The sequence below is a fragment of the Solwaraspora sp. WMMD792 genome (assembly GCF_029626105.1).
Taxonomy (GTDB): Bacteria; Actinomycetota; Actinomycetes; order Mycobacteriales; family Micromonosporaceae; genus Micromonospora_E.
Genome location: NZ_JARUBH010000009.1, coordinates 3719150 through 3744802 on the forward strand (window position 1 = coordinate 3719150; position 25653 = coordinate 3744802).

Sequence of the window (25653 nt, forward strand, 5' to 3'; positions counted from 1 at the left end):
CCCATCCGCCCGCCGCGCTCCGGACGTTCAGGCGCGGCGGCGTCCCGGTCAGCCGTGGGTGGTGCCGGCGGGCAACTGCTCGTCGAGGGCCTCGAGGGTGAGGTGCCAGGGGATCCGGTCGATGATCTGGTCCCCCTCACCGGGCGGCCGCAACGGCAGCACGTCGTCACCGAGCAGCACCCGCACCCCCCAGTCGCGCAGCCGGGCGACGCTTGCCTGGAACGCCGGATGCCGGGCGAGCGCGGTGTTCGTGAACGGCAGTGTGACGATCGGCAGGCCCTTGCCCTGTGCTTCGACGACCAGTCCGAGGGCGAGGGTGTCGGTGATCCCGGCGGCCCACTTGTTGATCGTGTTGGCGGTGGCCGGAGCGATGATCATCGCGTCGGCGGGGGGTAGCACATCCGGGTCGCCGGGGTTCTTGTAGTCGACCCGCACCGGGTGGCCGGTCTGTGCGGCCAGCGCCGGCAGGTCGACGAACTTGCGTCCGTCCGGGGTGACCACCACGCAGACCGACCAGCCGCGTTGTCGGGCCAGCGTGACCAGCCTCCCGACATGACGGGAGGCTGGACTGCCGCAAGCGATCACGTAGAGAATCCGGGCACCGGCCGGGGTCACACCGTCACCTCTCCGTCGATGGGTACGTGGCTGTCGCGGGGTGTCGGGTCACACGCCGACCCCCATCTGTTCGGCGAGTTCGGCGACCGGCGCCGACGGCGTACCCCGGGTGCGGCGCAGCACGTCGGACATGACGGCGTGGGCCACCGGTCGGCAACGGATCTCCGCCGGGGCGAGCCGGTCGCCCTCCAGCAGCATCTCGGTGGCCTTCTCCAGCTCGCCGGACTGAGCGTAGCCGCGGGCGATGTCGAGCAGATGGTGCGCCCGCCGTTCCGGCAGCAGGGCGCTGAATCCCGGATCTTCCATGATCGCCTGGTGGGTCTCGACCGCCGCCCGGCCCTCACCGAGCTCGACGGCGGCCGCCGCCCGGTGCAGTTGCACGTTGGTCGGGCCGAAGCAGGTCCAGTAATGGTTGCGGTTCTCGCCAAGCGCCCGCGCCGCATCGTCGGCGCCGTTGACCAGGTCCCGGACGGTGGCGCTGTCGCCCAGCCGGGCGGCGGCCATCGCACCCTGCAGTAGCAGCAGGCCGTAGACGGACAGCTGCTCCGGAGTGCTGCTGCGACTGTCCGCCGGGGCCAGCCGGTTGGCGATGTTCACGTTCACTTCGAGGGCCGCACGGGACCGGCCGAGGGCCAGCAGCGCGTTGCCGACCCGACAGGTCGCCACCCCGGTCAGCAGCCGGTCGCCGGCCCGGTGCGACACCGCGATCGACCGGTCGGCGGCCAGCCAGGCGAGATCGTACTCACCGAGCTTGCGCAGGGTGGACGAGGCGATCTGGTAGAGCTGGCCGAGCAGACTCGCCGCCTGCTGCGCGTCGTCGTCGTCACCGGTGTAGTGGGCGTCGGCGGCCTGCGCGTCACGCAGCAGCCGGGGCAGTGCCCGGGCCAGCACCCCGTACTTGGCGTGCTGGAAGGTCAGCCAGGCGTGGTTGGTCGCCTTGTGCATCTCGGCGAGCGGCGGCAGGCTGTTCGTGGGTCGGAAGAACGTACTGATCGAGTCGTAGCGTTCCAGTGCGGCCCGAATCTCCTCCACCTCCACCTGGTCTATGCAGGTGACGCTCTCCGGCCGCCGCTCCGGGTCCTTGCCGAGCAGCAGTTGCGCGTCGAGCTGTAGCACGTCGGCGATCTCGTGGATCACCGAAAACTTGTCCAGTCGGCGCACCCCCCGTTCGACCTTGTCCACCCAACTCTTGGATTTGCCGAGCCGGTCGGCGAACACCTGTTGGGACATCTTGCGTCGGCCACGCCAGTAGGCGACCCGTCGACCGATGGGTAACTCTTCCACGCTCATGTTCCCCCTCGCGGTGCCGGGCACCTAGGAGCCGGCAAACGTGCTGGTCGATGCGGCATCCCCCCGGACACCGGGACCACTGACCGTGCTCATCGCACAGGCAGTGCGTTAGGTCCATCACAGATCGTCGTAGTTTTCGATGCAACTTGCAAAGGGTTGGCAGTCGAAAAGTTCCGGCGTGTCGCCGGGGGCGTACCCGTCCCGGCCACGCCGGATCCGGCTGCCCTGATCCGACCGGCCGGACCCGGCGAGTGGTCCGGCCGGCACCCAGATGTCTTGGAGGAATCTCGATCATGCGGTGGACGGTCCAACCGCCTTTCGTCCGTCTGCGGCTACGCCGCGGCGCGCTGCGCTACGCCAGGCACGGCTGGCCGGTGACGCCAGGGGCATACCTGCACCAGGGGCGCTTCCGGTGCGACCGCCCCGGCTGTCCCACCACAGGCTGCCATCCGGCGTTGCAGCACTGGGAACGGGACGCCAGCGATCAGCGCGACCGGGTCGGCTCGTGGTGGCGCCAGCAGCCGCATACCGTCCTGCTGACTACCGGACAGGCGTTCGACGTACTCGACGTGCCGGCCCGGCTCGGCCTGCGGACGCTGTGCACGCTGCGGCTGCGTGGCGGTGCCGCAGCACCCGGCCGGGGCCAGCTGCGCGGGCCGGTCGCGGTCACCCCGACCGGGCGGTGGATGTTCCTGGTACGCCCGGGTGACGCGCTGCGCCCGGAGCTGGCCGATTCGCTGGACGTCATCCAGCACGGCCCGGGTTCCTGGATCCCCGCCCCACCGACGGTACTGCCGCAGGGGCCGGTCCGCTGGGCGGTCGATCCGGACGAGGTCGGCTGGCGGCTACCTGACTCGTACGCCGTACAGCGGATCATCGTCGCCGCCCGGGAAACCGCCGCCGCGCCACCACGGCTGCCGCAGCCCCGCAGCGCGCCGGTCGGGCCGCTGCCGGGCGCCGTACCGCTCGCCGTACCGCTCGCTCCGGCGGCCGCGGTTTTCGTTCCCCGGCAGACGTCCACCCTGCGCCGGGCGTTGTGACCTTCCCAGCGGTCACCTGCGGGTGACTCCACCGGCCCGGGTACTCACCCGGGTAGGCGGATCTTCCCGGCGGCCGCCGGCCCGGGACCGCGCGGTCCCGGGCCGGCGGCCGTCCTGTTTGCCGGTTGAGGCGGAAGCTGCAGGACCGGGCTGCGTGAGCGGCGGGCGATTGGGTAATGCCCCGATGGCCGTTCGGTACGCATCGTTCGGTACGCATCGTTCGATAGGCACAGCGCGCTACCGCACCACGCCACCGAAGCCACCACGCCACGGCCGTTTGGGACGTTCGGAGGGAAGGCACACCATGCTCAGCAGGGAGGATCAACGCCGGTTCGACCAGATCGCCCGCCATCTGCGGACGACCGATCCGGACTTCGTCGCCCGCCTGGGTGATCAGGCCGCCGACCGGCGGAACCGGGCGGCGATCATCGCCAGTGTGCTGCTCTGGGCGGTGGTGCCGCTGCTCGCCCTGTTCGGCGGCTGGATCGCCGCGTCGATCTGCACGGTGGCACTCACCGCCGCCGGTCTGCTCGCGCTGCGGGCCCGCCGCTGGTAGCCAGGGCATGCCGCTGGTAGCCAGAGCCCGCCGCTGGTAGCCGGGTCAGTCGTCGGCCGGTGCGGGTTCGGCGAACCGCCGGTAGGCCCGGCCCAGCACCGTCGCCAGGCCCGGACCGCCGATCGCCGGTGACGGCGCGCCGAGCTGGCGCAGCAGCAGGTCGGCGCGGGCCGGCAGGACCGGCTCGCGGTCCGGCAGCGGCACCGGCGCACGCCAGAATCCGGCGTCCGACGTGGCGACGGGTTCGGACAGGCCGGCCAGCGCCGGGCCGGCACCGACCGGGGACCTCACCGGCAGCTCACCGGAGTCGGTGGACGGCGGGGCAGTCTCGACGGAGGGCGCACCGGCGGAGGGCGCACCGTCGACGGACGGCGCACCGTCACCACCGCCCCGGGCGAGCCGCAGCTGACGCAGCAGGGTGGCCCGGTCCCGTCCCCGCCAGTGCAGGATCTGGAACGGGTCGGTGTCGAACTCCTCGGCGAGCAGATAGCAGGTGGCGGCCAGATGCTTGCACGGCACCGCCGCGTCCGGGCAGCTGCAGCTCATCGCCAGCTCGTCGACCCCGGCCGGGAACAGGGGTGCCCCGGCGGCGACGAACACCTGCTCCAGCTCCGGCGGCAGGTCGCCGGCGAGCAGCCGGGCACTGTACAGCGCCTGGCCGGCCAGAGTGTGCTCGATCCGCCGCCACACCGTGTCGCCGTAGCGCCGCAGCCCGATCCGTGCCTGGTACGGGCGGGGCCGGGAACCCTGTACCTGGGCGGTCACCACGCCAGGTGCCACGGTCAGGGCGAGCACCTGCCCGGCCCGGGCGTAGGAGCGGCCCCGGGTCAGCCGGGTGCCGAGCGCGAACGACTCCAGCACGTCGACGAAGCGGCGCGACCACCAGGACTGACCGATCGCACCCCGGGTGCTGCGGGCCCGCAGCCCGCCGTCGACCCTCCGGGGCCGGCCGAAATCGGCGAACGAGCTCATTCGACCACCGCCCCGGCCTCCAATGTGAACAGCTCCCGCAGCTGCGCGGTCGACAGCTCGGTCAGCCACTGCTCGCCGCTGCCGACGACGGTCGCGGCGAGGCCACGCTTGTCCGTCACCATCGCCGCGATCTTCTCCTCCACGGTGCCGGCGCAGACGAACTTGCGGACCTGCACCGCCCGCCGCTGGCCGATCCGGAACGCCCGGTCGGTGGCCTGGTCCTCCACCGCCGGGTTCCACCACCGGTCCACATGCACCACGTGGTTGGCGGCGGTCAGGGTCAGCCCGGTGCCGCCGGCCTTCAACGACAGAACGAACAGCGGCGGACCGGCGCGCCCGTCGCCGTCGGCGTCGCCACCGGCCTGGAACCGGGCCACCAGGTCGTCACGGTCCGCCTTGGCCAGACCGCCGTGCAGGAACAGCACCTCCCGACCGGTGTACGCCGACAGGTACCCGCGCAGCATCGCGCCGAACTCGGCGTACTGGGTGAACAGCAGCGCCTTCTCCCCCGCCGCCAACACTTCGTCGAGGATCCCGGTGAGCCGGGCCAGCTTGCCGGAGCGTCCGGCCAGGTGCGAGCCGTCGCGCAGGAACTGCGCCGGGTGGTTGCAGATCTGCTTGAGCTTGGTCATGGTGGCCAGCACCAGGCCGCGACGCTCGACGCCGTCGCTGGACTCGATCCGCCCCATCATGTCGTCGACCACGGCCTGGTAGAGCGACGCCTGCTCGGCGGTGAGGTTGCACACCACCTCCATCTCCAACTTGGCCGGCAGGTCGGAGATGATCGAGGTGTCGGTCTTGAGCCGGCGCAGCACGAACGGGCTGGTGATCCGGCGCAGCCGCTGGGCGGCCTCGGCGTCGCCGTGGCGTTCCACCGGTTCGGCGTACCGGCGGCGGAAACTGGCCGCGCCGCCGAGCAGGCCCGGATTCGCGAACTCCATGATCGACCACAGGTCGGCGAGGCGGTTCTCCACCGGCGTACCGGTGATCGCTACCCGGTGCCGGGCGGGCAGTGACCGGACCGCGACGGCCTGCCGGGTCGCCGCGTTCTTGATCGCCTGCGCCTCGTCGACCATGATCCGGTGCCAGCCGACCCCGGCCAGGTCGGCGGCGTCCCGGGCGGCCACCGCGTAGGTGGTGACCACCAGCCGAGCGCCGGTCACCGCCGCGACGAATTCCGGGCCACGGGGTCGGTCGGCGCCGTGGTGCACGTGCACCGTCAGGTCCGGCACGAACCGGGCGGCCTCCCGCTGCCAGTTGCCGACCAGCGACATCGGACAGATCAGCAGCGTCGGTCCGGCGCCGGGTTCGTCGGCGGCGAGCAGCGCCAGCAGCTGTACGGTCTTGCCGAGTCCCATGTCGTCGGCGAGCACCCCGCCGAGTCCCAACGAGTCCAGGAACCGCAGCCAGGCCAGACCCCGCTGCTGGTACGGGCGCAGCCGGCCCCGGAAACCGGCCGGCTCGGCCACCGGGGTGAGCCGGCGCTCCACCTCTCCGCTGAGCAGGTCACCGAGCGCCCCGTCGGCGTCGATGCCGAGCACTGGCAGCGGCAGCGCGGCACCGTCGCCGTCGCCGTCGAGAGCGACCCGCAGCAGGTCGGTGACGGTCAGCTCACCGCCGGAGCGCAGCAGTTTCAGTCCGGCGGCGAGCCGGGTCGGGTCGACCTCGACCCATTCGCCGCGCAGCCGTACCAGCGGGCTCTTGGCCCGGGCCAGGTCGCGCAGCTCCTGTTCGGTCAGCGGCTGGTCGCCGAGGGCGACCTCCCAGCGGTAGTCGACCAGGGCGGACGTGCCGAAGTCGCGGTCGACGGCGACGGTGCCCGGGGCGGTACGGCTGCTCGCCCGCAGCCGGGCACCGAGTCGGGCGGTGGGCCGCCGCCACCACGACGGCAGCAGGACGCCGAACCCGGCGGCGTGCAGGGCCGGCGCGCCGTCGCGCAGGAACCGGTGGGCGGCGGCGACGTCCAGGTCCATCCCGTCGGGGGTGGCGGTGCGCAGCGCGTCGTCGATGGCCGGCCACAGCCGGCTGGCCCGGCCGAGCTCGGCCAGCAGCGTCTCCTGCGGGTCGGCGGTGTGCCGGGTGAGCGGCTGGAGCTGCCGGCCGCCGCGCCAGATCGCAGCGGCGTCGACCAGCAGGCTCGGCTCGGCGGTGGCCTGCAACGCGAACTCCAACCGCCATCCGACGGTGCCGTCGCCGTCGGTGCCGTCACCGTCGGTGGCGGGATCGGGGTCGCGTTCGGGTTCGCGCAGCCGGAACAGGGCCCGCACCGGGCCGCCAGCCGCGTCGCGCTGCCAGTGCTCCAGCTCGGCGACGAGCGTGTCGAGTGCCGCGACCGGGGCGGTGAAGTCCCGCCGGGGCCCGGTCAACGCGGTCAGCCAGGCGTCGCGGGCGCCCAACGGCCCGGACCGGGCCCGGCCCTCGGCCAGCCGTACACCGTGCAGCGCGGCGCGGGCGGCGGCGTCGGTCAGCGCGTCCAGCGCCTCGGCGACCCGCCGGTGTCCGGTGCCGGGCGCCCCGGCGGCCAGCGCCGCCGCCGGAGTGGCCAACGCCAGCGACCGGGCCCACCGCTGGTCGACACCGGTCAGCAGCGGCAGCCAGCAGGCGGTGGCCGACCCGGGTGCCGCGCCGGGCCGGACGGCGGGTAGCACCCGGCCCCGGGCGACCAGTTCGGCGGCGAACCCGGCGAACAGCGCCAGGTGGCGCACCCCGGCGCCGATCACCAACCCGCCCGGCAGACCGTCGCCCGGCGCGATGTCGCCAGGCAGCCCGTCGCCAGGCGCGATGTCGGCTGCCGGATCGACGTCGTGCAGAGTGCAGAGCACCGGCAACGCCTCGTCGGCGTCGAACTCCAGGGTGGACACCAGCCAGTCGGCGTGGCCGCCGTCGCGGGCCAGCCCGGTGGTCGGCGCGTCGGACTGGGTACGGACCAGCTCCGGTGACTCGACCGGAGCACCGGCGACGGTCGGCAGCCGGACCGCCGTACTGCCGGTGACCGCCTTCACCGCCACCGGCCCGAGCAGTGGGCTCAGCGCGGCGACCAGGGTCTCGTGTCCGGCGGCGAACGGATGCGGTCGGCGGCGCGGCGGCCGCCCCGGCCGCCGGGGCGGCGCCGACGGCAACGTCGAGTCCTCAGCCCAGACGGCGAGCCGACCGGCGGGGCCGAGTAGCCCCTGCACCACCAGCACACTCACTCCTTCGCCGTCGCACCTGCGCCGATGGTACGGGTGGTTCGGCTGGTACGGCCGACGCCACCGCCGGGGGGGCGGTCAGCCGTGCCAGGAGCGCCACAAGGCGGCGTATGCGCCGTCGGCGGCGATCAACTCGTCGTGGCTGCCCTGCTCGGTGATCCGACCCTGGTCCAGTACCGCCACCCGGTCGGCGTCGTGGGCCGAGTTCAACCGGTGCGCGATGGCGATGACGGTCCGCCCGGCCAGTACCGCCGCCAACGCCTGCTCGGTCCGGCGGGCGGTGGTCGGGTCCAGTGCGGCGGTCGCCTCGTCCAGGATCAGGATGTCCGGATCGGCGACCACCAGCCGGGCGAGCGCCACCTGCTGGGCGTGCGCGGCCGGCAGGTCGAGCGCGCCGTCGCCGAGCAACGTGTCCAGGCCGGCGGGCAGGTCGGCGTACCAGTCGGCACCGACGGTGACCAACGCGGACCGCAACGCCTGGTCGGACGCCTCGGGGGCGGCGAACCGCAGGTTGTCGCGCAGCGTACCGATGAAAACGTGGTGTTCCTGGGTGACCAGGGCGATCCGGCGGCGCCGCTGCGCCGGGTCAAGGTCGGTGACCGGGCAGCCGCCGAGGAGCACCGCGCCGTCGCGGGGCGCCTCGATGCCGGCGATCAGCCGGGCCAGGGTGGACTTGCCCGCCCCGGACGGGCCGACGATCGCCAGCCGTTGCCCGGCGGCCACCGTCAGGTCGATGCCGCGCAGCACGTCGACGCCGCCGCCGTAGCCGAAGGTCAGACCGGTCACCCGCACCTCACGGCCGGTCGGCGTGGCGTTCCGGCCACGCGGCTCTGGCGGCACCTGCCCGACGCCGAGCACCCGGGCGTACGACGTCAGCCCACGCTGGGCCTGTTCGATCCACTGCAGGATGGTGTCCAACGGCTCGACGGCCTGCTGCAGGTAGAGCGCGGCGGCGACCACCGCGCCGAGGGTGACGGTCTCCCGGTGCAGCAGCAGCCCGCCGACCAGCAACGCGGCACCGATCGGCAGCGCGACACTGGCCTCGGCCACCGGAAAGTACACCGAACGCAGAGCGAGGGTGGCCCGCCGGGCGGCCCACAGGTCGGCGATCCGGGTCCGGCCGGCGCGGATCCGTTCGTCGCCCAGCCGCAGCGCCTCCACCGTACGGGCACCGTCGGCGGTGGTGGTCAACGCGTCGGTCAACGCGGCCATCGCCGCGCCCTCGGTCAGGTAGGCCGGGCGCGCCCGACGCAGGTACCACCGGGTCACCGCCACGATCGACGGCAGGCCGATCAGGCCGGCCAGCCCCAGCAGCGGATGCAGCCAGAACACCGCACCGAACAGCAGGACCAGCTGCGCGGTGGCGATCACCACCACCGGCACCACATCGCGGACCATGGTGCCGACCGTGGCGACGTCACTGGAGCTGCGGGTGGCGAGGTCGCCGGTGCCGGCTCGTTCGACCACCGACACCGGTAGTCCGAGGACGCGGTGCACGAAGTCCTCGCGGAGCCGGGCGACCGCCCGTTCGCCGAAGCGCAGCCCGACGTACCGGGCGAAGCGGGTGAGCAGCCCTTGCAGCAGGACGAACCCGATCAGCGCCGCCGCCAGCCGATCGACCGCGGCCACCGACGCGCCGGCGGTGACCACGTCGACGATCCGGCCGAGCAGCCACGGCCCGGCCAGGCCGGCCAGGGCCGCGCCGACGTGCAGCACCAGGATGCCGACGACCACCCAGCGTTGCTGACCGAGTAGTTCACCGGTCGCCCGCCGGACGGTACGCGGATCGGCCACCGGCAACCGACCGGAGGCGGTCACGGTTGCCCCGCCCCGGGCGACGCCCCTGCAGTCGGCCCCACGATCGGCCCCAGCGTCGGTCCGGCCGCGTCGGTCAGTTCGCCGCCCCGGGCGACCAGCGCTCGGTAGTCCGGGTCGCCGGCCAGCAGCTCCGGGTGGCCGCCGATCCCGACGACCCGACCGCCGCGCAGGTACGCCACCGTGTCGGTGGCCGCGAGCAGCAGCGGGGACGTGGTGACCAGCACCGTGGTCCGGCCTGCCCGCGCCACGCGCAGCCGGTCGGCGACCCGTGCCTCGGTATGCGCGTCAACCGCCGAGGTCGGCTCGATCAGGATCAGCACCTCCGGCTCCACCAGCAGCGCCCGGGCCAGCCGGACCCGCTGGCGCTGGCCGCCGGAGAGGGTACGGGCGCGACTGCCGATCGGGGTAGCCAGGCCGTCCGGCAGCGACGTCACCACGTCGTCGGCGGACGCGACCCGGACCGCCGCCCGCACCCGTCGGTCACCGGCCGCGTCCGGCTCGTCCGCCCGCGCACCCTGCAGGATCTGCCGCAGCGTGCCGGCGAACAGGTACGCGTCGTGGTCAGCGACCAGGATCCGGGCCCGCACCTCGTCGAGCGCGACCGCGCCCAGCGGCACCGCGCCCCAGGTCACCCCGGACCGGCGGAACCGGCCCAGCCGGTCGGCCAGGGCCTGCCCGTCGCCCGGGTCGTCGGCCGCCACTCCGATCATCCGTCCGGCCGGCACGGTCAACCCGCTGTCGGGGTCGTGCAGGTCGGCCGGCTGCCGTGGGGCGGCGGCGGTGTGCCCCTCCGCCAGGTCCGTCACCGGGTCGGGAGTGAGCCGCAGCAGGGCCACGATCCGGCGGGCCGCGACCCGGCCCCGGATGAACTGGTAGCTGCCCTCCTGCAGGAACCAGACCGGGACGGTCAGCGCGGCCACGTACCCGTAGACGGCGACCAGCTCCCCGATGGTGATCTCGTCGGCGACCGCCATCCGGGCGGAGATCCACACCACGGCGGCGAGGAACAGGCCGGGGACGGTGACGGTGAGCGCCTCGATCCAGCTGTTCACCGCCGCGACCCGGTAGCCGTGCCCACGCAGCCGCTGGGAGTGGTCGACATAGCGGTCGGCGAACAGGGACCGACCGCCGACCCCGGCCAGCACCCGCAGCCCGGCGACGATGTCACCGGCGCGGGCGGTGAGCTGGCCCTGTTCCCGCCGGTAGGTCTGCTCGGCCCGGTCCAACCGGCGCAGCAGCGGGCCGAGCAGCGCCGCGACGACCGGCACGCCGATCAGGATGACCGCCGCCAGCACCGGCGAGACCGTCCAGAGCAGGACCGCGACCACCAGGTACGCCAGCACCGCGCCGACGCCCGGCCCGGTCAGGGTGAGCACGTGCGAGGTGTGGGTGATGTCGGTGCCGCCGACGGTGGCCACCTCGCCGGTGGCGAGCCGGCTCGGCAGCACCGCGCCGATGCGGGCCAACTGCCGCGACAGCACCCCGGCGGACCGGGCGGTGGCGTCCTCGCGGATGTAGGTCATCGTGCGGTGCCGGAACACACCGACCACGGAGATCAGCACCCCGGCGACCAGGACGGCACCGACCCACCACGCCAGTACGGCCCACCGGCCAGGGCGCAGTCCGTCGTCGATCGCCCGGGCCACCAGATACGGCCGACCGGCCAGGCCGACCATCCACACCGTACTGAGCAACGCGCCGCGCAGCACCCGCCACGGTTGGCGACACACCAGCCACCACAGGTAGCGCACCGGCCCCCGGATATCGGGACTGCCCGGATCGGGGTGCGGGATCAGCGGCGGCACCCGCCCAGGCTAAAACGTCCCAACTCACGTCGCCGACGCATTTTCCCCCATCGGCCGGCTGTGTCGTCGGTCACCGGGCACCGCTGAGCTGGGCCGCGCCGCGACCGGGCAGCTGGCACCGGTCGTGCAGAATCGGCGGCAGTCCGACGATTCGATCATGGGGGTGGGTCGACCATGGGATGGTCCTGGCTGGTGTGGCCGGTCGGGGCTGCCGTGCTGGTGGCCGCCGGATACGTCACGGCGACGCTGCCCCGACGTCGGGCGCACCAGAACGCCCGGCGCGTCTCCTGGTCGACGGCGAGATCCGCGATCGACGCGGCCACGGTCAGCCGCGACGCCGCGCCCCGGCCGGTCGCCGAGGCGGAGCAGCTGCTCACCCGGGCGCAGACCCTCGCCGCCGACCGGGGTGGACCGGCGGCAGCCCGCGCCGCCACCGACTACGCCCGGCGCGCCGACAAGCTGTGGCGTACCGCCGCCGGATCGCAGGACCGGGCATGAGACGCGCCGTCGGCACCGAGGTGGTGCGCTGGGGCGCCCTGACAGCGGCCGTCGCAGTCCTGGTGGTCTTCCTGCTGGCACAGCGGCAGCACATCGACGTCAGCTACGGGCAGTCGCCAGCCCGTGCGACGATCGCCGAGGGCAGCGCCGGCGAGTTGAGCGACGCCAGCGTGCCGTCGGTCGAGGAGATGACCGCGCTGGTCGCGGCCGACCCGGTGGTCCGCCTTCCCGGGGCGGTCGCCGAGTGGGACGACGACCGGGTGGCCGCCGTCATCGGCGACGCCGACGTGCGGATTCTGGTCGCCCCGCCCGGCCTGGACGAGGCGGAACGCGATCGGGTCCGCGAGGTCGACAACGCCACCGTACGGATCATCGGCACCCAGGTCAGCGGCGGCTTCTACCAGGCGTACTCCACCGATCTGGACAGCTGGCGCGGGCAGTTCGCCACCGGCGACGTCACCGGCCTGCTGACCGTCCTGATCGCCGCGCTCACCGACCAGCCGAAACCGGCCGACGAGGAGGGTTTCGCCTGGCGGGACCCGACCCCGGCGGAACTCGGCGTGGTCGTCGGCGACCTGCGTACCGCCGAACGGCACGTCGCCGACGGCGCGACCCTGGCCGACGCGCCGCGGCCGGGTGCGGCGGACGCCTTCCCCGACGGCACGGTGCGATACGTCGCTCTGCCGCGACAGCCGTTCGGCGAACCGGTGCCGAACTACGGTCCCGCGCTGGCCGAGGTCTTCCCCGGCGACCCGATCGTGGTGCAGTACGGCAACTGGGTCGAGTACCACGGGCCGGCCGCCGACGAGTTCGCCGAGGTGGCCGCGGCCAGCTTCTACGGCCAGTTCAGCGACCGGCTGAGCCGCTACGACTACCCGCAGACCAACGTGCTCGACGCGTACCTGAACCGGGTCACCGACGTGCGGTACGCCGGACTGTTCGACCGGCCGTTGCCGTACCAGCCGGTCGATCCGCTCCGGGTGGCGTTGCCGGCCCTGCCGTGGCTGTTCGCCGGCTGCGTGGTGCTGTTCCTCGTGTTGTCGGTGCGGTCGGTGCTGCGCGCCGACAACCCGGCCGGGCAGCGGCGCAGCGTGCGTGGCCACAGCACGGTCCCGGCCCGGCTGGCCGGGTTGACCGCGCTGGCCGTGGAGATGTCCGCGGTGCCCGGCGGCGCCAGCGACGCGCCGCTGACCCGAGGCATCGGCAGGCTGGGCGCGGCCCGCGCCGCGCTCGACGACGACCTGCCCGACCGGCATGTGCACACCCTGCTCGACGAGGCGGAGGACGAGTTGGACGGCACCGCCCGGCTGCTGGGCTTCGACGGTTACCGCCCGGACGTCTACCTGCGGAGCAGGCTCGGATGATCCGGTTGACGCGGTTCATCGGTACGCCGTTCGGCCTGGCCACGCTGGCCTGCCTGGCGCTGGCCGGCTGGGCGTTGTGGTCCGGTGGTGTCCTCGACGGCCCGATCGCCCGCGAGGTCCGGGGTTCCTCGGTGTACGCCGCCCCCGGGGTGGAGCTCGACGAGCCGGCGGCCGAGCAGGTGATCGGCAACCGGCGGCTGGTCGTGCTCTTCCTGGAGCCCGGTGCCGATCTGCGCGACGGCTGCCGGGCGACGGAACGGGCGGCGGACGGGACGCTGGTGCTGGCGTTGAGCCGGGAGGTCGACGACGAGGGCTACGACACGTACGGCTGCGCCTGGCTGCCCGGCCGCGACGACGCGAACTTCGGCCGGGCGGCGGTCGCCGAGACGACCATCGGCCGGGGCGCCGACCAGTTCCCGGACGAGCCGGTCGAGGCGGTCAAGGTGATGGTGGTCAACTACGACCTGCTGGTACGGGCCGACATCGTCCCCGACGGTGCCCGCACCATCAGCCCGTCGCTGCCGCGCTTCCTGGTCGCGGCCGCTGCGGTCGCGGCGGTCGGCGTCGGCGCGGCGAGCATCTGGCTGGCCGCCCGGCGGGCCGGGCGGCTAGCGGACCGGCGGCGGGCCCGCCGGCAGCAGCTGGCGGACAGCCGCAGCCGGTTGTCGGCCGCCGCTGCCGTGCTCGGCCAGCAGATCATCGACCTGGACCGCCGGTACGCGCGGGCGGAACGAGGTACGGCCGGCGGCAAACAAGACGCGGTCGGTGGCACCGGGGAGCGAGGTGACTTCGTCCGACGGTACCGTCGACTCACCATGGACTACACCGACCTGCTTGCCGACATCGTCGCCGCCGACCGGGCCGACGGGCCGGATGTCGACCGGCTCACCGCCCGGCTGGAGCAGTTGATCGGACGTGGCCGCGAGCTGGCCGACTCGCCCGCCGTACCGGGGAGCTGAGCGGATGCGCGGCGCGCGGCCGGCGGCCGGCGGCGGCCGGTGGGTGGAAATCTCCCCGGAGCGCCTGCGGGGCTGGCTGGACGGCTTCTACGGCCGGCACGACGGCGCCGCCGAGGACGGTCTGACCCTGACCGGGGCCAGCAACGGCGACACGGCGACCCTGCATCCGCCGCCCGGAGTCGACGGGATCACCGACGTCGACGGTCTGCTCACCGCACTGATCCGGCCGCCGCGCATCGGCCTGCTGCTGGCCCGCAAGGGCGCGGTGGCGGTCGGTGTCGTCGACGGCACCAATGTTGCGGTGTCCAAGGTGGAGCGCCACTACGTGCAGGGACGCACCGCCGCCGGCGGGCAGTCACAGCAGCGGTACGCCCGCCGACGCGACAACCAGGCGACGGCGGCGGCCGGCCGGGCCGCCGACATCGTGGCCCGGGTGCTGCTGCCATACTGTCCCGCCGACGCTGAGGAGCCGATCCGCGCGCTGGTCTGCGGCGGCGACCGGTTGATGGTCGACGCGGTCCTCGCCGACCGGCGGCTGGCACCGTTGCTGCCGATGCGCCACCCGCACCTGCTGGACTGCCCCGAGCCACGGCTCGCCGTGCTGCAGGACGCCGCAGTCGCCGCCCGCCGCGTCCGCATCCACCTGGTGCCGTAGGCCGCACGCCGTCGGCTCAGGAACGGACGAACGTCGCGGTGCCGGTGTTGCTCGGCGAGCCCGCATCCACCCAGTGCATGTCCGCCCGGTCCGGCTCCTGCAGGATCAGCGTCCACTGCGCCGCGCCGACGCACAGGGACCGCGAGTTGACCGTCGTACGCTGACGGAGGTGAATCTCCCGGCTCGTCGGACGCGGTTCGATGATCGTAAGAGTGCCCTCGCAGCCGAGACTGGTCGACCGGAAGGTCCCGCCGTCGGCGCCGGCCGCGAACGTCGCCGTCAGACTCCACGAGGTGACCGTGCCGGTGGGCTGGTCGACGATCCCGCTCCACTGGCCGGCGAACGAGGTAGGCACGCCGGTCGGGGTCGGCAGCGCCACAGCCAGCGGGCTGGCCGACTCCGATGGGTCGGTCGAGGGCTGCCGGGTCTGGTCCTGCCCGGTCTGCGGCGACCCGCCGTCAGGGTCGTCGTCCCGCTGCTCCATGACCAGGTATCCGACCCCGGCTGTCACCGCGAGTACGACGGTCACCGCGACGGCCAGCATCCGCCGGGTGCCACGCACCGACAGCGACCTTCCGACCAGCGGTGGGCTCACGGCCGGAGGCGGATTCACGGCCGGCACCGGACTCACGGCCGGAGGCGGACTCACCGGCCGGGGCGGCGCGGCGACGCTGCCGTACGCCACGGCAAGCTCCGGCTGGTCGAGCACCACCGGCGGACGGCCGTACGCCTGGTGCAGCAACGTGCCGACCAGCGGGATCCGGGTCGAGCCGCCGACCAGGAAGATCTCGGCAAGGTCCGATTCGGCGAGCTGAGCGTCCCGCAGGGTCGCCCGGCTCGCCGCGATCGTCCGGTCCAGCACCGGACGGGCCAGCGTCTCGAACTGCTCCCGGCCCAGCGGCACCTCCGTCTCCAGCATCGGGACGTGGACCGACGTCGCCGCCGCTCGGGACAGCACCTGCTTGGCGACCCGGACGCCGTCGAGGAACATCCGCCTGGCCCGCAACTCCGTCGGTGTGCTGGGACTGCGCAGACAGCGCCAGGCGGCATCGTCGGGTCGCAGGTTCGCGCTGATCGACGCCGCGACCGCCTCGTCGATGTACAGCCCACCGGCGTCGGACAGGCCCTGGCTGGCGATCACCTCGAATCCGGCCGCCGAGCGCCGGATCACGGTCGCGTCGAAGGTGCCCGCGCCGAGGTCGTACACCAGCGCCAGTTGTCCCTCGGCCAGCCGGACGTCCGGCAGCCCCACGAAGTGCGCGGCGGCGGCCACCGGCTCGTGCACCGTCGCCGGTTCCGGCAGGCCGGCCAGCCGTGCCGCCGCGGTGAGCGTCGCCAGCCGGCGCTGCCCCCAGGCCACCGGGTAGGCGATGGTCACCGCGTCCACCCGGCCGGCCGCCTGCTCGGCGGCGACCCGCACCCGTCGCAGCAGCGCGGCGAGCAGCGTCTCCACCGGCACCTCCTGCGCACCGAGCAGGACGTACCGGTCGTCGATGCATCTTTTGGGGTTGGGCTCCAGTTGCGCCGGCCGGGTCATCGCGGCGTGCCAGGCGTCGGGTCCGACGAGCGTCGTGTCACCGTCGACGAACACGGCGGACGGCAGCAGCGGCGCCCCGTCGAACAGCACCGGCTGAACGCGACCGTCCCGGCCCCGCAGTGCAGCAGCCGTGTTGTAGGTGCCGATGTCGACGCCGAGGTGCACCTCGCCGGAGCCGGCCGGGCTTGTTCCCATCGGTCTGAAGTCTAGGCCGGCGACGCTCGTCGGCCACAGTGGCCGTTGCGCCGAACGTACCTTGCCGACCGCCACGTCGGGCGGCAACCTGGGACATTTACCAGGGTCTACATCCATTGGTCCCGTCCGGTAACACTTCTCCACCAGGATCGGGTGACGACCCGACTACAGAAGGCGTGCCCGACGATGACTGTGACGAGCCGACCGATCACCGACCCGCCGGTCGGGGAACGCGCCGACCAGACCGGCCGGACCGACTGGCACGGGTTCATCCGGCTGGCCCGGCTGCGCTTCCTGCTCTACAACCTGCTCCCGGTGGGGCTCGCGGTGGCGGTCTCGGTGCACCAGGGCTATCCGCTGCACCTCGGCTGGTACGTCCTGGCGCAGCTGTTCGCCTGGACGGTCCACCTGATGACGCACTACTGCAACGAGTACTTCGATCTGGCGGCCGACCGGGCCAACGTCTATTTCACCCCGTGGACCGGCGGCAGCCGGGCCCTCGTCGACGGTCTGGTGCCGCCGGTGGTGGCGCTGGGCACCGCGTTCGTGCTGGCCGCCGTGGCGCAACTGATGATCGTCGCGATGCCGGACTGGCCGACCCGGTTGGCCGCCACAGCCGCCATCGTGCTGGCCTGGTTCTACACCGCGCCGCCCGGCCGGTTCAACTACCGCGGCCTCGGTGAGGTGACCGTCGCGGCGATCCTCAACGGGCTGTGGCCAGTGGTCGCGGTGCTGCTGCAGACCGGCACCGTGCCGGTCCTGCTGCTGGCGATCCTCGCCCCGACCGCGCTGCTGCAGACCGTACGGATGATGGTGATGAACCTCGGCGACCGTCGCTCCGACGAGCAGGTCGGCAAGCGCACCGTCCCGGTCATCATCGGCTACGACCGGGCGGTACGCGTCATCGTCACCGCCCAGCCGGTCGCGTACGCCGCGCTGACCGGATTCGCCCTGGCCGGCTGGGTGCCCTGGCTGGTCTGGGCGCCGATGACGGCGACCGCGGCGATCTCCGGCTGGCTGGTGCTGCGGCTGCGCCGGGGCGACATGCGCGACCTCGACCAGCGGCGGATGACCCCGGTGGTCTTCTGGGCCTCCAACCACGTCTCGCTGATCGTCGGCGCGGCGATGCTCGGCGTCCTGCTCGACGCGGCCCGCACCGGCGCCGACGGCGGCGCGCTCACCCTGCTCGGCGCGGTGCTCGCCGGCTACCTGGGCCTGTTCGCCCACCGGCTGTGGCTGGCCGGGCGGACCCGCCCGACCAGCGCACCGGTCGACCGCCGCTGATCAGAGCGGCTGGGGCACCAACTGGTCCGGCACCGCCGTCGGTGCCGGACCGGCGCCGTCGGCCGCCCGCCGGTCGGCGTCGGCGACCGCCGGCCCGGTGTGCGGCTCGGCGGCCAGGAGTTCGTTGAGCACCTGAATGGCGCCGGTGATCCGCAACAGGGTCTGCTGGATGTCGGCCCGCCTGGCCTCCACCTCGGCGAGCATCTGCTGGCCGGCGCGCAGCTCGGCCTCCAACTCGGCGACCCGCTGCGCCAATTGCTCCCGCATGTCTTGATCCATCCCGTCGAGGGTCGGCTGTCACTGGTCGGAGATCTCGAACTGCCAGAACGTTTTCGTGTGCGAGGCCGCAGGCTGCCCCGGAATCCACGTCAACGCGTGGAAGTAGGGGCCGCCGTCGAACTTCCTGGCGCCGTCCCAGATGTAGCTGTCGTAGTAGGTGTTCCGCAGCTTGCAGACCAACTCGTTGTCGGCCAGCTTCTTCAGGATCTTCAGCTCGCGCTCACCGATGACGACGTCACCGATCCGCACCGTCTTCGCGGTCACCTGCCCGGCGTGGATACCGCGATATTCGCCATCGCCCGCTCTGAAGTGGAACCCGGCCGGGTCCACTTCGAGCTGGTACGCGTACCGGCCACCGTGGTGGAACCGGATGGCGAGCGGCGTGGGCGGCACGGTGTGCGCGGCCGTGTCAGCCTGTAGCAACTCCAGGAAGACGAGTTTCTGTCCCGGCTCGACGTCGCGCGCGTCCCGGCGCAACAGCAGATGCCGGTGCTCGGCCCGGACAGCCAACTGGTACCCACCGGTGGCGTCGGTGCCGACCCCGACCTGGCCGGCCGGGTTGACGGTGAGCCGGGCGGCCTGGTTGGTGACCAGCGTCAGCGGGCTCGCCGTCCCGGTGCCCACGATCATCCCGGCCGGCGCACCGAACATCCCGGTGTCGTGCGCCATCACCCGGCCGTCCACCTTCGCTGTGCGGACCGACAGCTTGGTGGTCGCCGTGCCGACCACGTCGACGACCCGACCCCAGCCGTCGGCACCCGACAGGTCGGTGGTGCCGATGCCGACGTGGCCGTTCGCGTCGACGAAGAGCCGGGTCGTTCCGGCCGGGTCCGAGTCGTGGGTCCGCACGTGCAGGCCATGCCCGGCGGCCGACCGTCCGTCGTACTCGATGGAGAAGCCCTGGTTGGCCGCGCCGGCCCAGAACCGGATCCCGCCGCGACGCTGATCGTCGTCGGCGAACCGGAACGTCAGATGCCGGTCCTGCGGGTCGAAGTCGCCCACGTCCAGGCCGCCACCGACGGCGTCGGTGCCGATCCCGATACCGCCCGCCATCGACAGGCTGGACCGGTGGGCGGCGGTCGGGTCCACCGTGACGTCGCCGTTGGCGGCCACCGTGAGCCGGCCGAGCAGCACCGTCGGTCCCTCCAGCTCGGGCGGGGCCTCGGCGGGGGCGACCGCCGTCGTTCCGTTCGGGGCGACCGCCACGACCTTCGGCCGCTCCTCCCAGCGCCGGGCACCTACCCCGCCGTCCCCGGTCTGTCCCACGTCCGTCGGGGACTCCTGGTAGGCCAGACGCACCTCGACGTTCTGCTGGTTGGCGAATCCCGAACCCAGCGCAATATCGGTGCCGACGGCCAGGACGAGGTGCCGGCCCAGGGCGTCGACCGCCATCCCGGCGGAGACGGTGACCGTGGACGGCTCGTCCGCAGCAGTCAGGGTCAGGCCGTCGCTGACGCCGGTGAGCCGCAGCAGCCGGCTCTGCCGGCGCTCGCGGTCCAGGTGGAACTTCTGCTCGTCGATGAAGTCCTGGTCCTCCAGGAACTGCCCGTCGAAGAAGCGGACACGCTTCGATACGACGTCAGGTTGGGTGTAGTCCGCCATCGGACCTCCTCCGGTTTCAGGTCGAGTCGCGCGTGCCGAGCAACGTGTTGCGGCCGAGGACGAGCCGCTCCGGCTTGCCGCCCTCGCTTTCCTTCAACTCCTCGGAGACCAGCCGCATCGTGGGCACCACGACCTTGAGCGCGTAGAACGTGTGGGCCGGCTTCTCCCGGTCGATGATCGCCCGGGCGGTCTCCTGCACCCTGCGCAGCTCGTCGCGGTCGGCGGCGCCGAGAGTCAGCTGGACCTGGAAGTAGTGTGCGGGAGTGTCGTAGTCGTCGAGGATCACCACGTCCTCCCGGGTCACCTGGTCGGCCAGGGGCCGCAGGTAGATCTCCAGCATGCGGCGCATCCCGGCCAGGGTCCCCCGCTGCCGGTACAGCGGCACGATCTCCCGGATGAAGCCACGCTTGGTGGCCGTGTCCCAGTCCGCGCGCAGACTCAGCGCCACCCACCCGGCCAGCCACGGCAGGAAGTCCTCACCGGTGTGCACCGGGTCGATGTAGTCGGCGGACCCTTCGATGGCCTGTTCCAGACCCTCGACGTCGTCGCGGCCGGTCAGGATCGCCTCGAAGGCCAGCAGGAAGCGCCCGGCGAACGGGTCCTCCCGGAACATCGCCGGCAGGTGGTCGAGGTACCGGCTCATGGCGCACCCGCCCCACTCGGCAGGTGGGTGCGGCCGTACGTGTCGTAGCCGACCAGGTCCAGCCGGGCCAGCCGGGGCAGCTGGTGCACGTCCAACTCGATACTGGCCGCCACACCGTCGGCGCTGGTGGCGGCACCATCTGCGTCGACCAGGGTGAGCCGCACGTTCTCGATGTAGTCGAGCAGCGGTGACTGTTCGAGTACGGAGTACACCTCGGACGGGTGGATCCCCTGCCCGAAGGGCCAGCCGGTGCCGGCGGCGCCGCCGGTGAGCGGGTCGTAGAACCGGTGCAGCCGGGCCTGTGCGTCGGCGAGGGCGTCGGCCGGCGGGGCGTCCTCGCGCAGCGCCAGGTCGGCGGAGACGCCGATGTCGACGTACTGCGGGCCGACGACATGGTGGCGTACGGTCAGCAGCCGGCGCGGCTCGAGAAAGTCGTGCAGCTCGGTGGTCAGCGCATCGGTGGGCACCGGATGGGTGTCGGTCGCCGCGCCCGGCTCAGGGACGACGACGACGCTGACGTGCGCCGGGGCGACCGCAGCCGGATCGGGGCCGGCAAGGTCACGACCCGCGACGCACCGGACCCGCCGGACCGGGGCCGGCCCGGCGGACTCGCGTTGCGCCGGCCAGAGGGTGCCGACCAGGTACTCGTAGTCGTCGGCGGTCGCGGCCCGGTAGCGCTCATGCAGGTCGGCCAGGCTCTGCCGGACGGCGGCGTCGAGCCCGCCGGTGGCTGGCGGGGTCCACTCCGGGCCGTTGAGCAGCTGCAGGAAGTTGCGGGTGTGGCTCTGTGGGATCTGGTTGACCTGATACAGCTGCATCTCGGTCAGCCAGGCCAGCATCTCGACCAGGACGATGCCGGGGTCGCTCGGGTTGTGGTCGGTCCACTCCGGCAGCAGGACCGGGATCAGCGACCGCGCCTCGCCGACGAGGTCGTCGTAGTCGCGGTCGTCGAGGTTCGGCAACGGAATCGGCACGGCGGTCCTCACGCTGGAAGGGTCACGGTGATCTGGTGCCGCCCGGAGTAGACCAGCGCGCGCGCCAGCCACCGGGCCAGGTCCGGAGCCACCGGCTCGGCCGCGCCCTGGGCGAGCGAACGGTCGAGGACGGCCGCCAGCCGCTCGCCGAGCACGTCGGACTCGGCCACCTGCGCCACGTCGAGCTCGCGGACGTGGTCGACTCCGTCGATCGCGGTGACCGCCGCGTACAGGTCCGAACGGTGTGGCTTGCGGCCGAACGCCCAGCCGGTGCCGTCCGGTCCGCCGGTCAGCGGGTGCAGGAAGCGGTCCAGGGTCTGCACGACCCGCGCCTGGATCAGCCCGGCGGCCTCGGGTGTGGTGGCCACCACCGTGGCGGCGACGGTTACCTCGATCCATTCCGGTCCGGCGACCCAGAGGCCGACGGTCGGCGCACACCGGGCCCGCAGGTGCTGATCCACCTGCCGCAGCAGTCCCAGGCTGGGCACCGGTCGGGCGGCGTTGGAGACCGGGACCACGATGACCCCGACCCCGCCGACGTCGGCCTGCTGATGCTCGTCACCCGGCTGCTCGTCCGGATCGAGCCACAGGTTGAACGGGTCGAACCCGCTCGGCGGCACCGCCTGGGCCCGAGCCACCTCCGTCGAGGACTCGAACGCGAGGTCCACGTAGTCGTCGACCGTGACTGCCCGGTCGCGGTGGCGCAGCGCCTTCGGTCCCCGGTCCCGTACCCGCTCCAGCGGCTCCCAGCCCGCACCACCGGAAGCCGGCTCGTGGTTGGTCACCGAGTCCAGGTAGGGCACGGCAGATTTCAAGGTGGTGATGGTGCCCGCCGGTCGGTTGCCCTGCTCACCGCCGCCGGTGCGGTAGGTGATCCGCACGTTGTTCTGCCCAAGCGGCACCACCCGCCCCGCCTGGCCGTCGCCGAATCCGATCTCGCCGGTCGCGGCGTCGATGGTGTAGTGCCGGTCGCCCGGCCCGGAACGGTGGAAATCCGTCACCTCGTGCCAGCGTACCCAGATCTGCTCGGCGTCGTCGGTGACCGTGACCGCGCCCGGGCCGTCGGCCTCGACGAGCGCGGCCTCCTCCGGCGGTGACGGCCGCTGCGGCTCGCGCACGACGAGCCGCTGGCCGGCCAGTACCGGCGTCTGCGCGGTGGTCAGCCGTTGGCCGGCCTCGGCGACGCCGGACCCGAGGATCTCCTCGGCGATGGTGGTCGTCTGCGTCGCCCAGGTCGTGTTGGGAGAGACCCGGCGCAGGCGGGGCGGGATCGCGAAGCTGCCGCGCCGATGCCGCAGGCGCAGCCAGCACCGGTGCTGCCCGAAACGTTCCCCGGCGGTCAGGTCCGGCGGGCCGACGAAGCGGACCACACCACGGTCGCCCAGCGTCCCGGTCTCGTCGATCGCGGCCAATGGCCGCCAGCCGTCGACGCCGCTGTACTCCCACACCAGGTCGGCCCGGTCGGTCAGGTCGGCCCCGGCGAGCCGGTCGGCGGCCACCTCCTCCGGCGCCGGTGGCTCGACCTGCAGGTAGAGCGTGACCGGGCGGTTGCCGAACGGCTGGTCGAAGCCGAGGTAGAGGGCGGGGTCCCGGTGCGGATTGGGGACGAACGGGGTGACCTCCCACGGCTCGTCGCCGACACGGTGATGGGTGACGAGGCGGAAGTCGTTCTCGGTCACGCAGGCCTGCGCCGGGACTGCGGCTGCCAGCCCGGCCCGGGACTGCCAGGACAACGTGGTGACGACCGGCGGCGCGAAGGTCGCGTCGACGAGTTCGTAGCCGCCGTCGTCGTCGTCGCGCGTGTAGTGGGCCGCGACGCCGTAGTCGCCGCCGATCAGCCGGACCCGGACCCAGTACTCCTCCACCCCGTTGACCTCGGTGGGGGCGAAACCGACCGGCGGGGTGAGCGTCACGGTGCCGCTGTCGGTGAAGGCGTACTCCGGATCGTCGACGGTCACCGTACGCCAGGCCGCGCCGTCCCAGGCCTCCCAGACGAGCCGTGGGTGACCCTCGGTGCGTACCGGCGGCACCGCGGGACCGGCCGGGTCGTCCGGGCCCGCCGGGTCGGTCGGCCCGTTGGTCAGCGTCACCTCGACGACGAGCTCCGCGCCCGGCCAGACCAGGTTCGCCGGACAGGCCAGGTAGCAGGTGTCGTTGAACCGGGGCTGCTCGCCGAAGGGACGGAAGTCCTTGGTCACGTCGATCGGGCTGGTGTTGCTGAAGGCGTGCGGCAGCGCCACCGGGTCCGGTGCCGTCTGCATCGATACGTCGATGGCGGTGATGACGGGCAGCTCCGAGTCATATCCCACGGTCACCGCCGCCAGCTGGGGCAGGGTGGCGTACGTCGCACCGTCGTCGACGATCTCGGCCCGCAGCCAGTGGCCGGACCGTCCCTGGAACAGCTCGGCCGGCCACTCGGCCGGCACCCGGAAGCTGATGTCGCCGTCGCGGGTCAGCGCCTGCGTACCGTCGCGCAGCCTGGCCGGAGTGTCGAACCCGGACGCCACCTGCGCCGTGCTGGACCGGCCCAGCGGCTGCCATTCGTCGCCGACCTTGTACGACCACACCACCTGCACCCTGGTGTCCGGGACGGCCGTTGCCGGTCGGGCGAGGGTGACGGTCAGTCGGACGACGGCACCGGGAAAAGCCGTCGCCGTCGGGACGCTGAGGTAGCACCGCCGGACCTGGCTGCTCTCGCCGAACGGGAAGACCCCCGCGACGTCAACCTGCGGGGTGCGCTGACCGGCCGCGACGGCGTCGAGGGCCAGCCCGGTAACCGGGTGTGGCAGCGGCATGTCGAGCTGTGCGCGTAACCATCCGGCGGTGGTGCCGTTCACGTCGTACGCGGGCAGGGGCGGCAGGCCGGCGAGGGTCACCACCAACGCGGTGTCCGCCAGCACCGTGTCGGCGTCGACCGGCTGCCACCGGGCGCCGTCCCAGTACGCCCAGGAAACCGGCCAACCGCCGAGCATCGCGACGTCCGTGGTGGTCAACCGCACGGTGACGGTCTTGATCCCTTCGGTGGCGAGGACCGGGTCGCAGGCCAGGTAGAACCGGTGCGGCACCGGCTGGTCACCGGTGAAGGCAGCGAACGACTCGTCGCGCTGGCCGGTGCCCGCGGCGCTGCGGTCGGCGTAACTGTCCGTCAGCGCGTCGTCCACGAGCACGGCCTGCAGCTGGGCCGGGGTGACCACCAGGTCGGCCGCGGTCTCGAAGACGACCTCGTCGTCCTCGCCGTCGCGCGGGGTGGCCGCGACCTGGGTGCCGGCCGGGACCACCGCTTCGGTGCGGCTGCCCGCGGCAAGGACGAAGGTGAGCGGTACGCGGGCCGGTCGCGGCGGCACCGGTCGGGTCCCGATCAGGTTGAGGAACGCGAGGTAGTCGCGTTCGGGCACCTGGTTCAGCCGCTGCACCACCAACTCGGCGTAGCGGGCGAAGATGCCGATCAGTGCCTGGCCGGCGTCGGGCCGTCCGTCGGCGCGCGGCCGCCAGTCGCTGTACCGGGTCGCCAGCGCGGTGGTCTGCGCGGCGAGCGCCGCCCGGTCGCGGGGATCGATGGGTGGGGGCTGTCCGGTCATGTCAGGTAGAAGGGGTAGACGAGGTTGAACCGGCTGTTGGTCGAGCGCACCTGGTAGTTGATCTCGATGAGCAGTCGGCGCCGGTCGGCGGGGTCAGGTGCGGCGTAGACGTCCAGCACGTCGATCCGGGGTTCCCAGCGGGCCAGTGCCTCGCGCACCGACCGGCTGACCCGACCGGCGGTGCCGATGTCGTTGACGTCGAACACGATGTCGTGGATGCCGCAGCCGAATTCCGGCCGCATCACCCGCTCGCCGGGTGCGGTGCCGAGGATGAGTCCGATCGACTGACGGATCAGTGCCTCGCCGTCGTCGCTGAGCCGGATGCCCTGCGCCGGCTCGTGGCCGACCGGGAACGCCCAGCCGGTGCCGAGAAAGCCGTGTTTCACCGTGCCGGTCACCCGACCGTCACCGTGCCCGTGGCCAGCACCGTGCCGCTCGGCAGGTCCTGCGGATCGTTGCAGGTCGAGGCCAGGTCGCCGGACCTGATCGCCGGCTTACCGTTGATCTTCACGGTCGTACTGCCGCCTTCGAGGGTGGCCGTGTTCGACGGCTGCTTCTGGAACGACGTACCGGGCGCGGTGGGTACGTGCGCCGGGGTGTTCTCGGCGGTGGAGCCGGCCACCGCCGCCGGCTTGCCCATGATCTTGACATCGGCGCTCAGCCCGCCGTTGATGATCCCGGTGAAGGGATGCGGCAACGGTGTCGGTGTCGGCGCGGGTGCCCCGGGCACCATGACGATGTGGATGTCGGTCGCGTTGACCCGGTCACCCTGCTTCGCCGCGAACTGCCCCATGAGAACTC

The 25653-nt window shown here is 73.1% G+C and carries 21 protein-coding genes; 7 read left to right on the forward strand and 14 right to left on the reverse strand.

Annotation, left to right across the window (positions count from 1 at the left end; genetic code table 11):
- Positions 1–48: 48 nt before the first annotated feature.
- Entirely contained in the window at positions 49–615 is a 567-nt protein-coding gene (locus O7629_RS17720) for a flavoprotein (RefSeq protein WP_278170451.1), read from the reverse strand.
- A 48-nt stretch (positions 616–663) separates the two neighbouring features.
- Positions 664–1899 carry a helix-turn-helix domain-containing protein gene (locus tag O7629_RS17725; protein ID WP_278170452.1) on the reverse strand — a complete coding sequence of 412 codons (1236 nt, stop codon included), beginning with the start codon at positions 1897–1899 and terminating at the stop codon, positions 664–666.
- Positions 1900–2198: 299 nt separating this feature from the next.
- On the opposite strand from O7629_RS17725, the gene O7629_RS17730 reads away from it, so the two are divergent.
- Positions 2199–2945 (forward strand): bifunctional DNA primase/polymerase, encoded by a 747-nt coding sequence (locus O7629_RS17730; RefSeq protein ID WP_278170453.1) that lies wholly within the window; start codon positions 2199–2201, stop codon positions 2943–2945.
- A 304-nt stretch (positions 2946–3249) separates the two neighbouring features.
- Complete coding sequence (locus O7629_RS17735) at positions 3250–3501, forward strand: DUF3040 domain-containing protein (protein WP_278170454.1); 252 nt, start codon at positions 3250–3252, stop codon at positions 3499–3501.
- A 45-nt stretch (positions 3502–3546) separates the two neighbouring features.
- Here O7629_RS17735 and O7629_RS17740 read toward each other — a convergent pair whose 3' ends face one another.
- The 4 genes from O7629_RS17740 to O7629_RS17755 all read right to left on the reverse strand — a co-directional run bounded on the left by O7629_RS17740 (position 3547) and on the right by O7629_RS17755 (position 11284).
- Complete coding sequence (locus O7629_RS17740; RefSeq protein ID WP_278170456.1) at positions 3547–4473, reverse strand: SWIM zinc finger family protein; 927 nt, start codon at positions 4471–4473, stop codon at positions 3547–3549.
- Positions 4470–7658, reverse strand: a complete 3189-nt coding sequence (locus tag O7629_RS17745) for a DEAD/DEAH box helicase (protein WP_278170457.1) — start codon at positions 7656–7658, stop codon at positions 4470–4472. Before O7629_RS17745 ends, O7629_RS17740 begins: the two co-directional genes overlap by 4 nt.
- 81 nt (positions 7659–7739) lie before the next feature.
- Positions 7740–9479, reverse strand: a complete 1740-nt coding sequence (locus O7629_RS17750; protein ID WP_278170458.1) for an ABC transporter ATP-binding protein — start codon at positions 9477–9479, stop codon at positions 7740–7742.
- Positions 9476–11284: an ABC transporter ATP-binding protein gene (locus tag O7629_RS17755; RefSeq protein WP_347403677.1), complete on the reverse strand. Its 1809-nt coding sequence runs from the start codon at positions 11282–11284 to the stop codon at positions 9476–9478. The genes O7629_RS17750 and O7629_RS17755 overlap by 4 nt, the downstream gene beginning before the upstream one ends.
- Before the next feature lie 174 nt (positions 11285–11458).
- On the opposite strand from O7629_RS17755, the gene O7629_RS17760 reads away from it, so the two are divergent.
- The 4 genes from O7629_RS17760 to O7629_RS17775 are packed head-to-tail and all read left to right on the forward strand — an operon-like array spanning position 11459 to position 14760.
- A complete protein-coding gene (locus tag O7629_RS17760) occupies positions 11459–11782 on the forward strand; it encodes a DUF6403 family protein (RefSeq protein ID WP_278170459.1) in 324 nt (107 codons plus the stop codon).
- Positions 11779–13146, forward strand: a complete 1368-nt coding sequence (locus tag O7629_RS17765) for a hypothetical protein (protein WP_278170461.1) — start codon at positions 11779–11781, stop codon at positions 13144–13146. The genes O7629_RS17760 and O7629_RS17765 overlap by 4 nt, the downstream gene beginning before the upstream one ends.
- Positions 13143–14105, forward strand: coding sequence for a hypothetical protein (locus tag O7629_RS17770; RefSeq protein ID WP_278170463.1), 963 nt, complete (start codon positions 13143–13145; stop codon positions 14103–14105). The genes O7629_RS17765 and O7629_RS17770 overlap by 4 nt, the downstream gene beginning before the upstream one ends.
- A gap of 4 nt (positions 14106–14109) precedes the next feature.
- Positions 14110–14760 (forward strand): acVLRF1 family peptidyl-tRNA hydrolase, encoded by a 651-nt coding sequence (locus tag O7629_RS17775; RefSeq protein WP_278170464.1) that lies wholly within the window; start codon positions 14110–14112, stop codon positions 14758–14760.
- Between the two features lie 16 nt (positions 14761–14776).
- On the opposite strand, the gene O7629_RS17780 is transcribed toward O7629_RS17775, so the two are convergent.
- Positions 14777–16492 carry an Hsp70 family protein gene (locus O7629_RS17780; RefSeq protein ID WP_278170466.1) on the reverse strand — a complete coding sequence of 572 codons (1716 nt, stop codon included), beginning with the start codon at positions 16490–16492 and terminating at the stop codon, positions 14777–14779.
- A 186-nt stretch (positions 16493–16678) separates the two neighbouring features.
- Here O7629_RS17780 and O7629_RS17785 point away from each other — a divergent pair, with 186 nt between their 5' ends.
- Positions 16679–17776, forward strand: coding sequence for a prenyltransferase (locus O7629_RS17785; protein WP_278170467.1), 1098 nt, complete (start codon positions 16679–16681; stop codon positions 17774–17776).
- On the opposite strand, the gene O7629_RS17790 is transcribed toward O7629_RS17785, so the two are convergent.
- Genes O7629_RS17790 through O7629_RS17820 form a run of 7 tightly spaced genes read right to left on the reverse strand, consistent with a single transcriptional unit; the run spans position 17777 to position 25645 of the window.
- Positions 17777–18055: a hypothetical protein gene (locus O7629_RS17790; RefSeq protein WP_278170469.1), complete on the reverse strand. Its 279-nt coding sequence runs from the start codon at positions 18053–18055 to the stop codon at positions 17777–17779.
- An 18-nt stretch (positions 18056–18073) separates the two neighbouring features.
- The gene (locus tag O7629_RS17795; RefSeq protein ID WP_278170470.1) at positions 18074–19657 is read right to left on the reverse strand and encodes a hypothetical protein; all 1584 of its coding nucleotides are present in this window, start codon (positions 19655–19657) and stop codon (positions 18074–18076) included.
- A gap of 16 nt (positions 19658–19673) precedes the next feature.
- On the reverse strand, positions 19674–20300 hold the full coding sequence (locus tag O7629_RS17800) for a phage tail protein (protein WP_278170472.1): 627 nt from the start codon (positions 20298–20300) through the stop codon (positions 19674–19676).
- A complete protein-coding gene (locus tag O7629_RS17805; protein ID WP_278170473.1) occupies positions 20297–21286 on the reverse strand; it encodes a hypothetical protein in 990 nt (329 codons plus the stop codon). Before O7629_RS17805 ends, O7629_RS17800 begins: the two co-directional genes overlap by 4 nt.
- Entirely contained in the window at positions 21283–24852 is a 3570-nt protein-coding gene (locus O7629_RS17810; RefSeq protein ID WP_278170474.1) for a putative baseplate assembly protein, read from the reverse strand. The genes O7629_RS17805 and O7629_RS17810 overlap by 4 nt, the downstream gene beginning before the upstream one ends.
- Positions 24849–25250 carry a GPW/gp25 family protein gene (locus O7629_RS17815; protein ID WP_278170475.1) on the reverse strand — a complete coding sequence of 134 codons (402 nt, stop codon included), beginning with the start codon at positions 25248–25250 and terminating at the stop codon, positions 24849–24851. The genes O7629_RS17810 and O7629_RS17815 overlap by 4 nt, the downstream gene beginning before the upstream one ends.
- On the reverse strand, positions 25247–25645 hold the full coding sequence (locus O7629_RS17820; protein WP_278170477.1) for a PAAR domain-containing protein: 399 nt from the start codon (positions 25643–25645) through the stop codon (positions 25247–25249). The genes O7629_RS17815 and O7629_RS17820 overlap by 4 nt, the downstream gene beginning before the upstream one ends.
- Between the last annotated feature and the right edge of the window lie 8 nt (positions 25646–25653).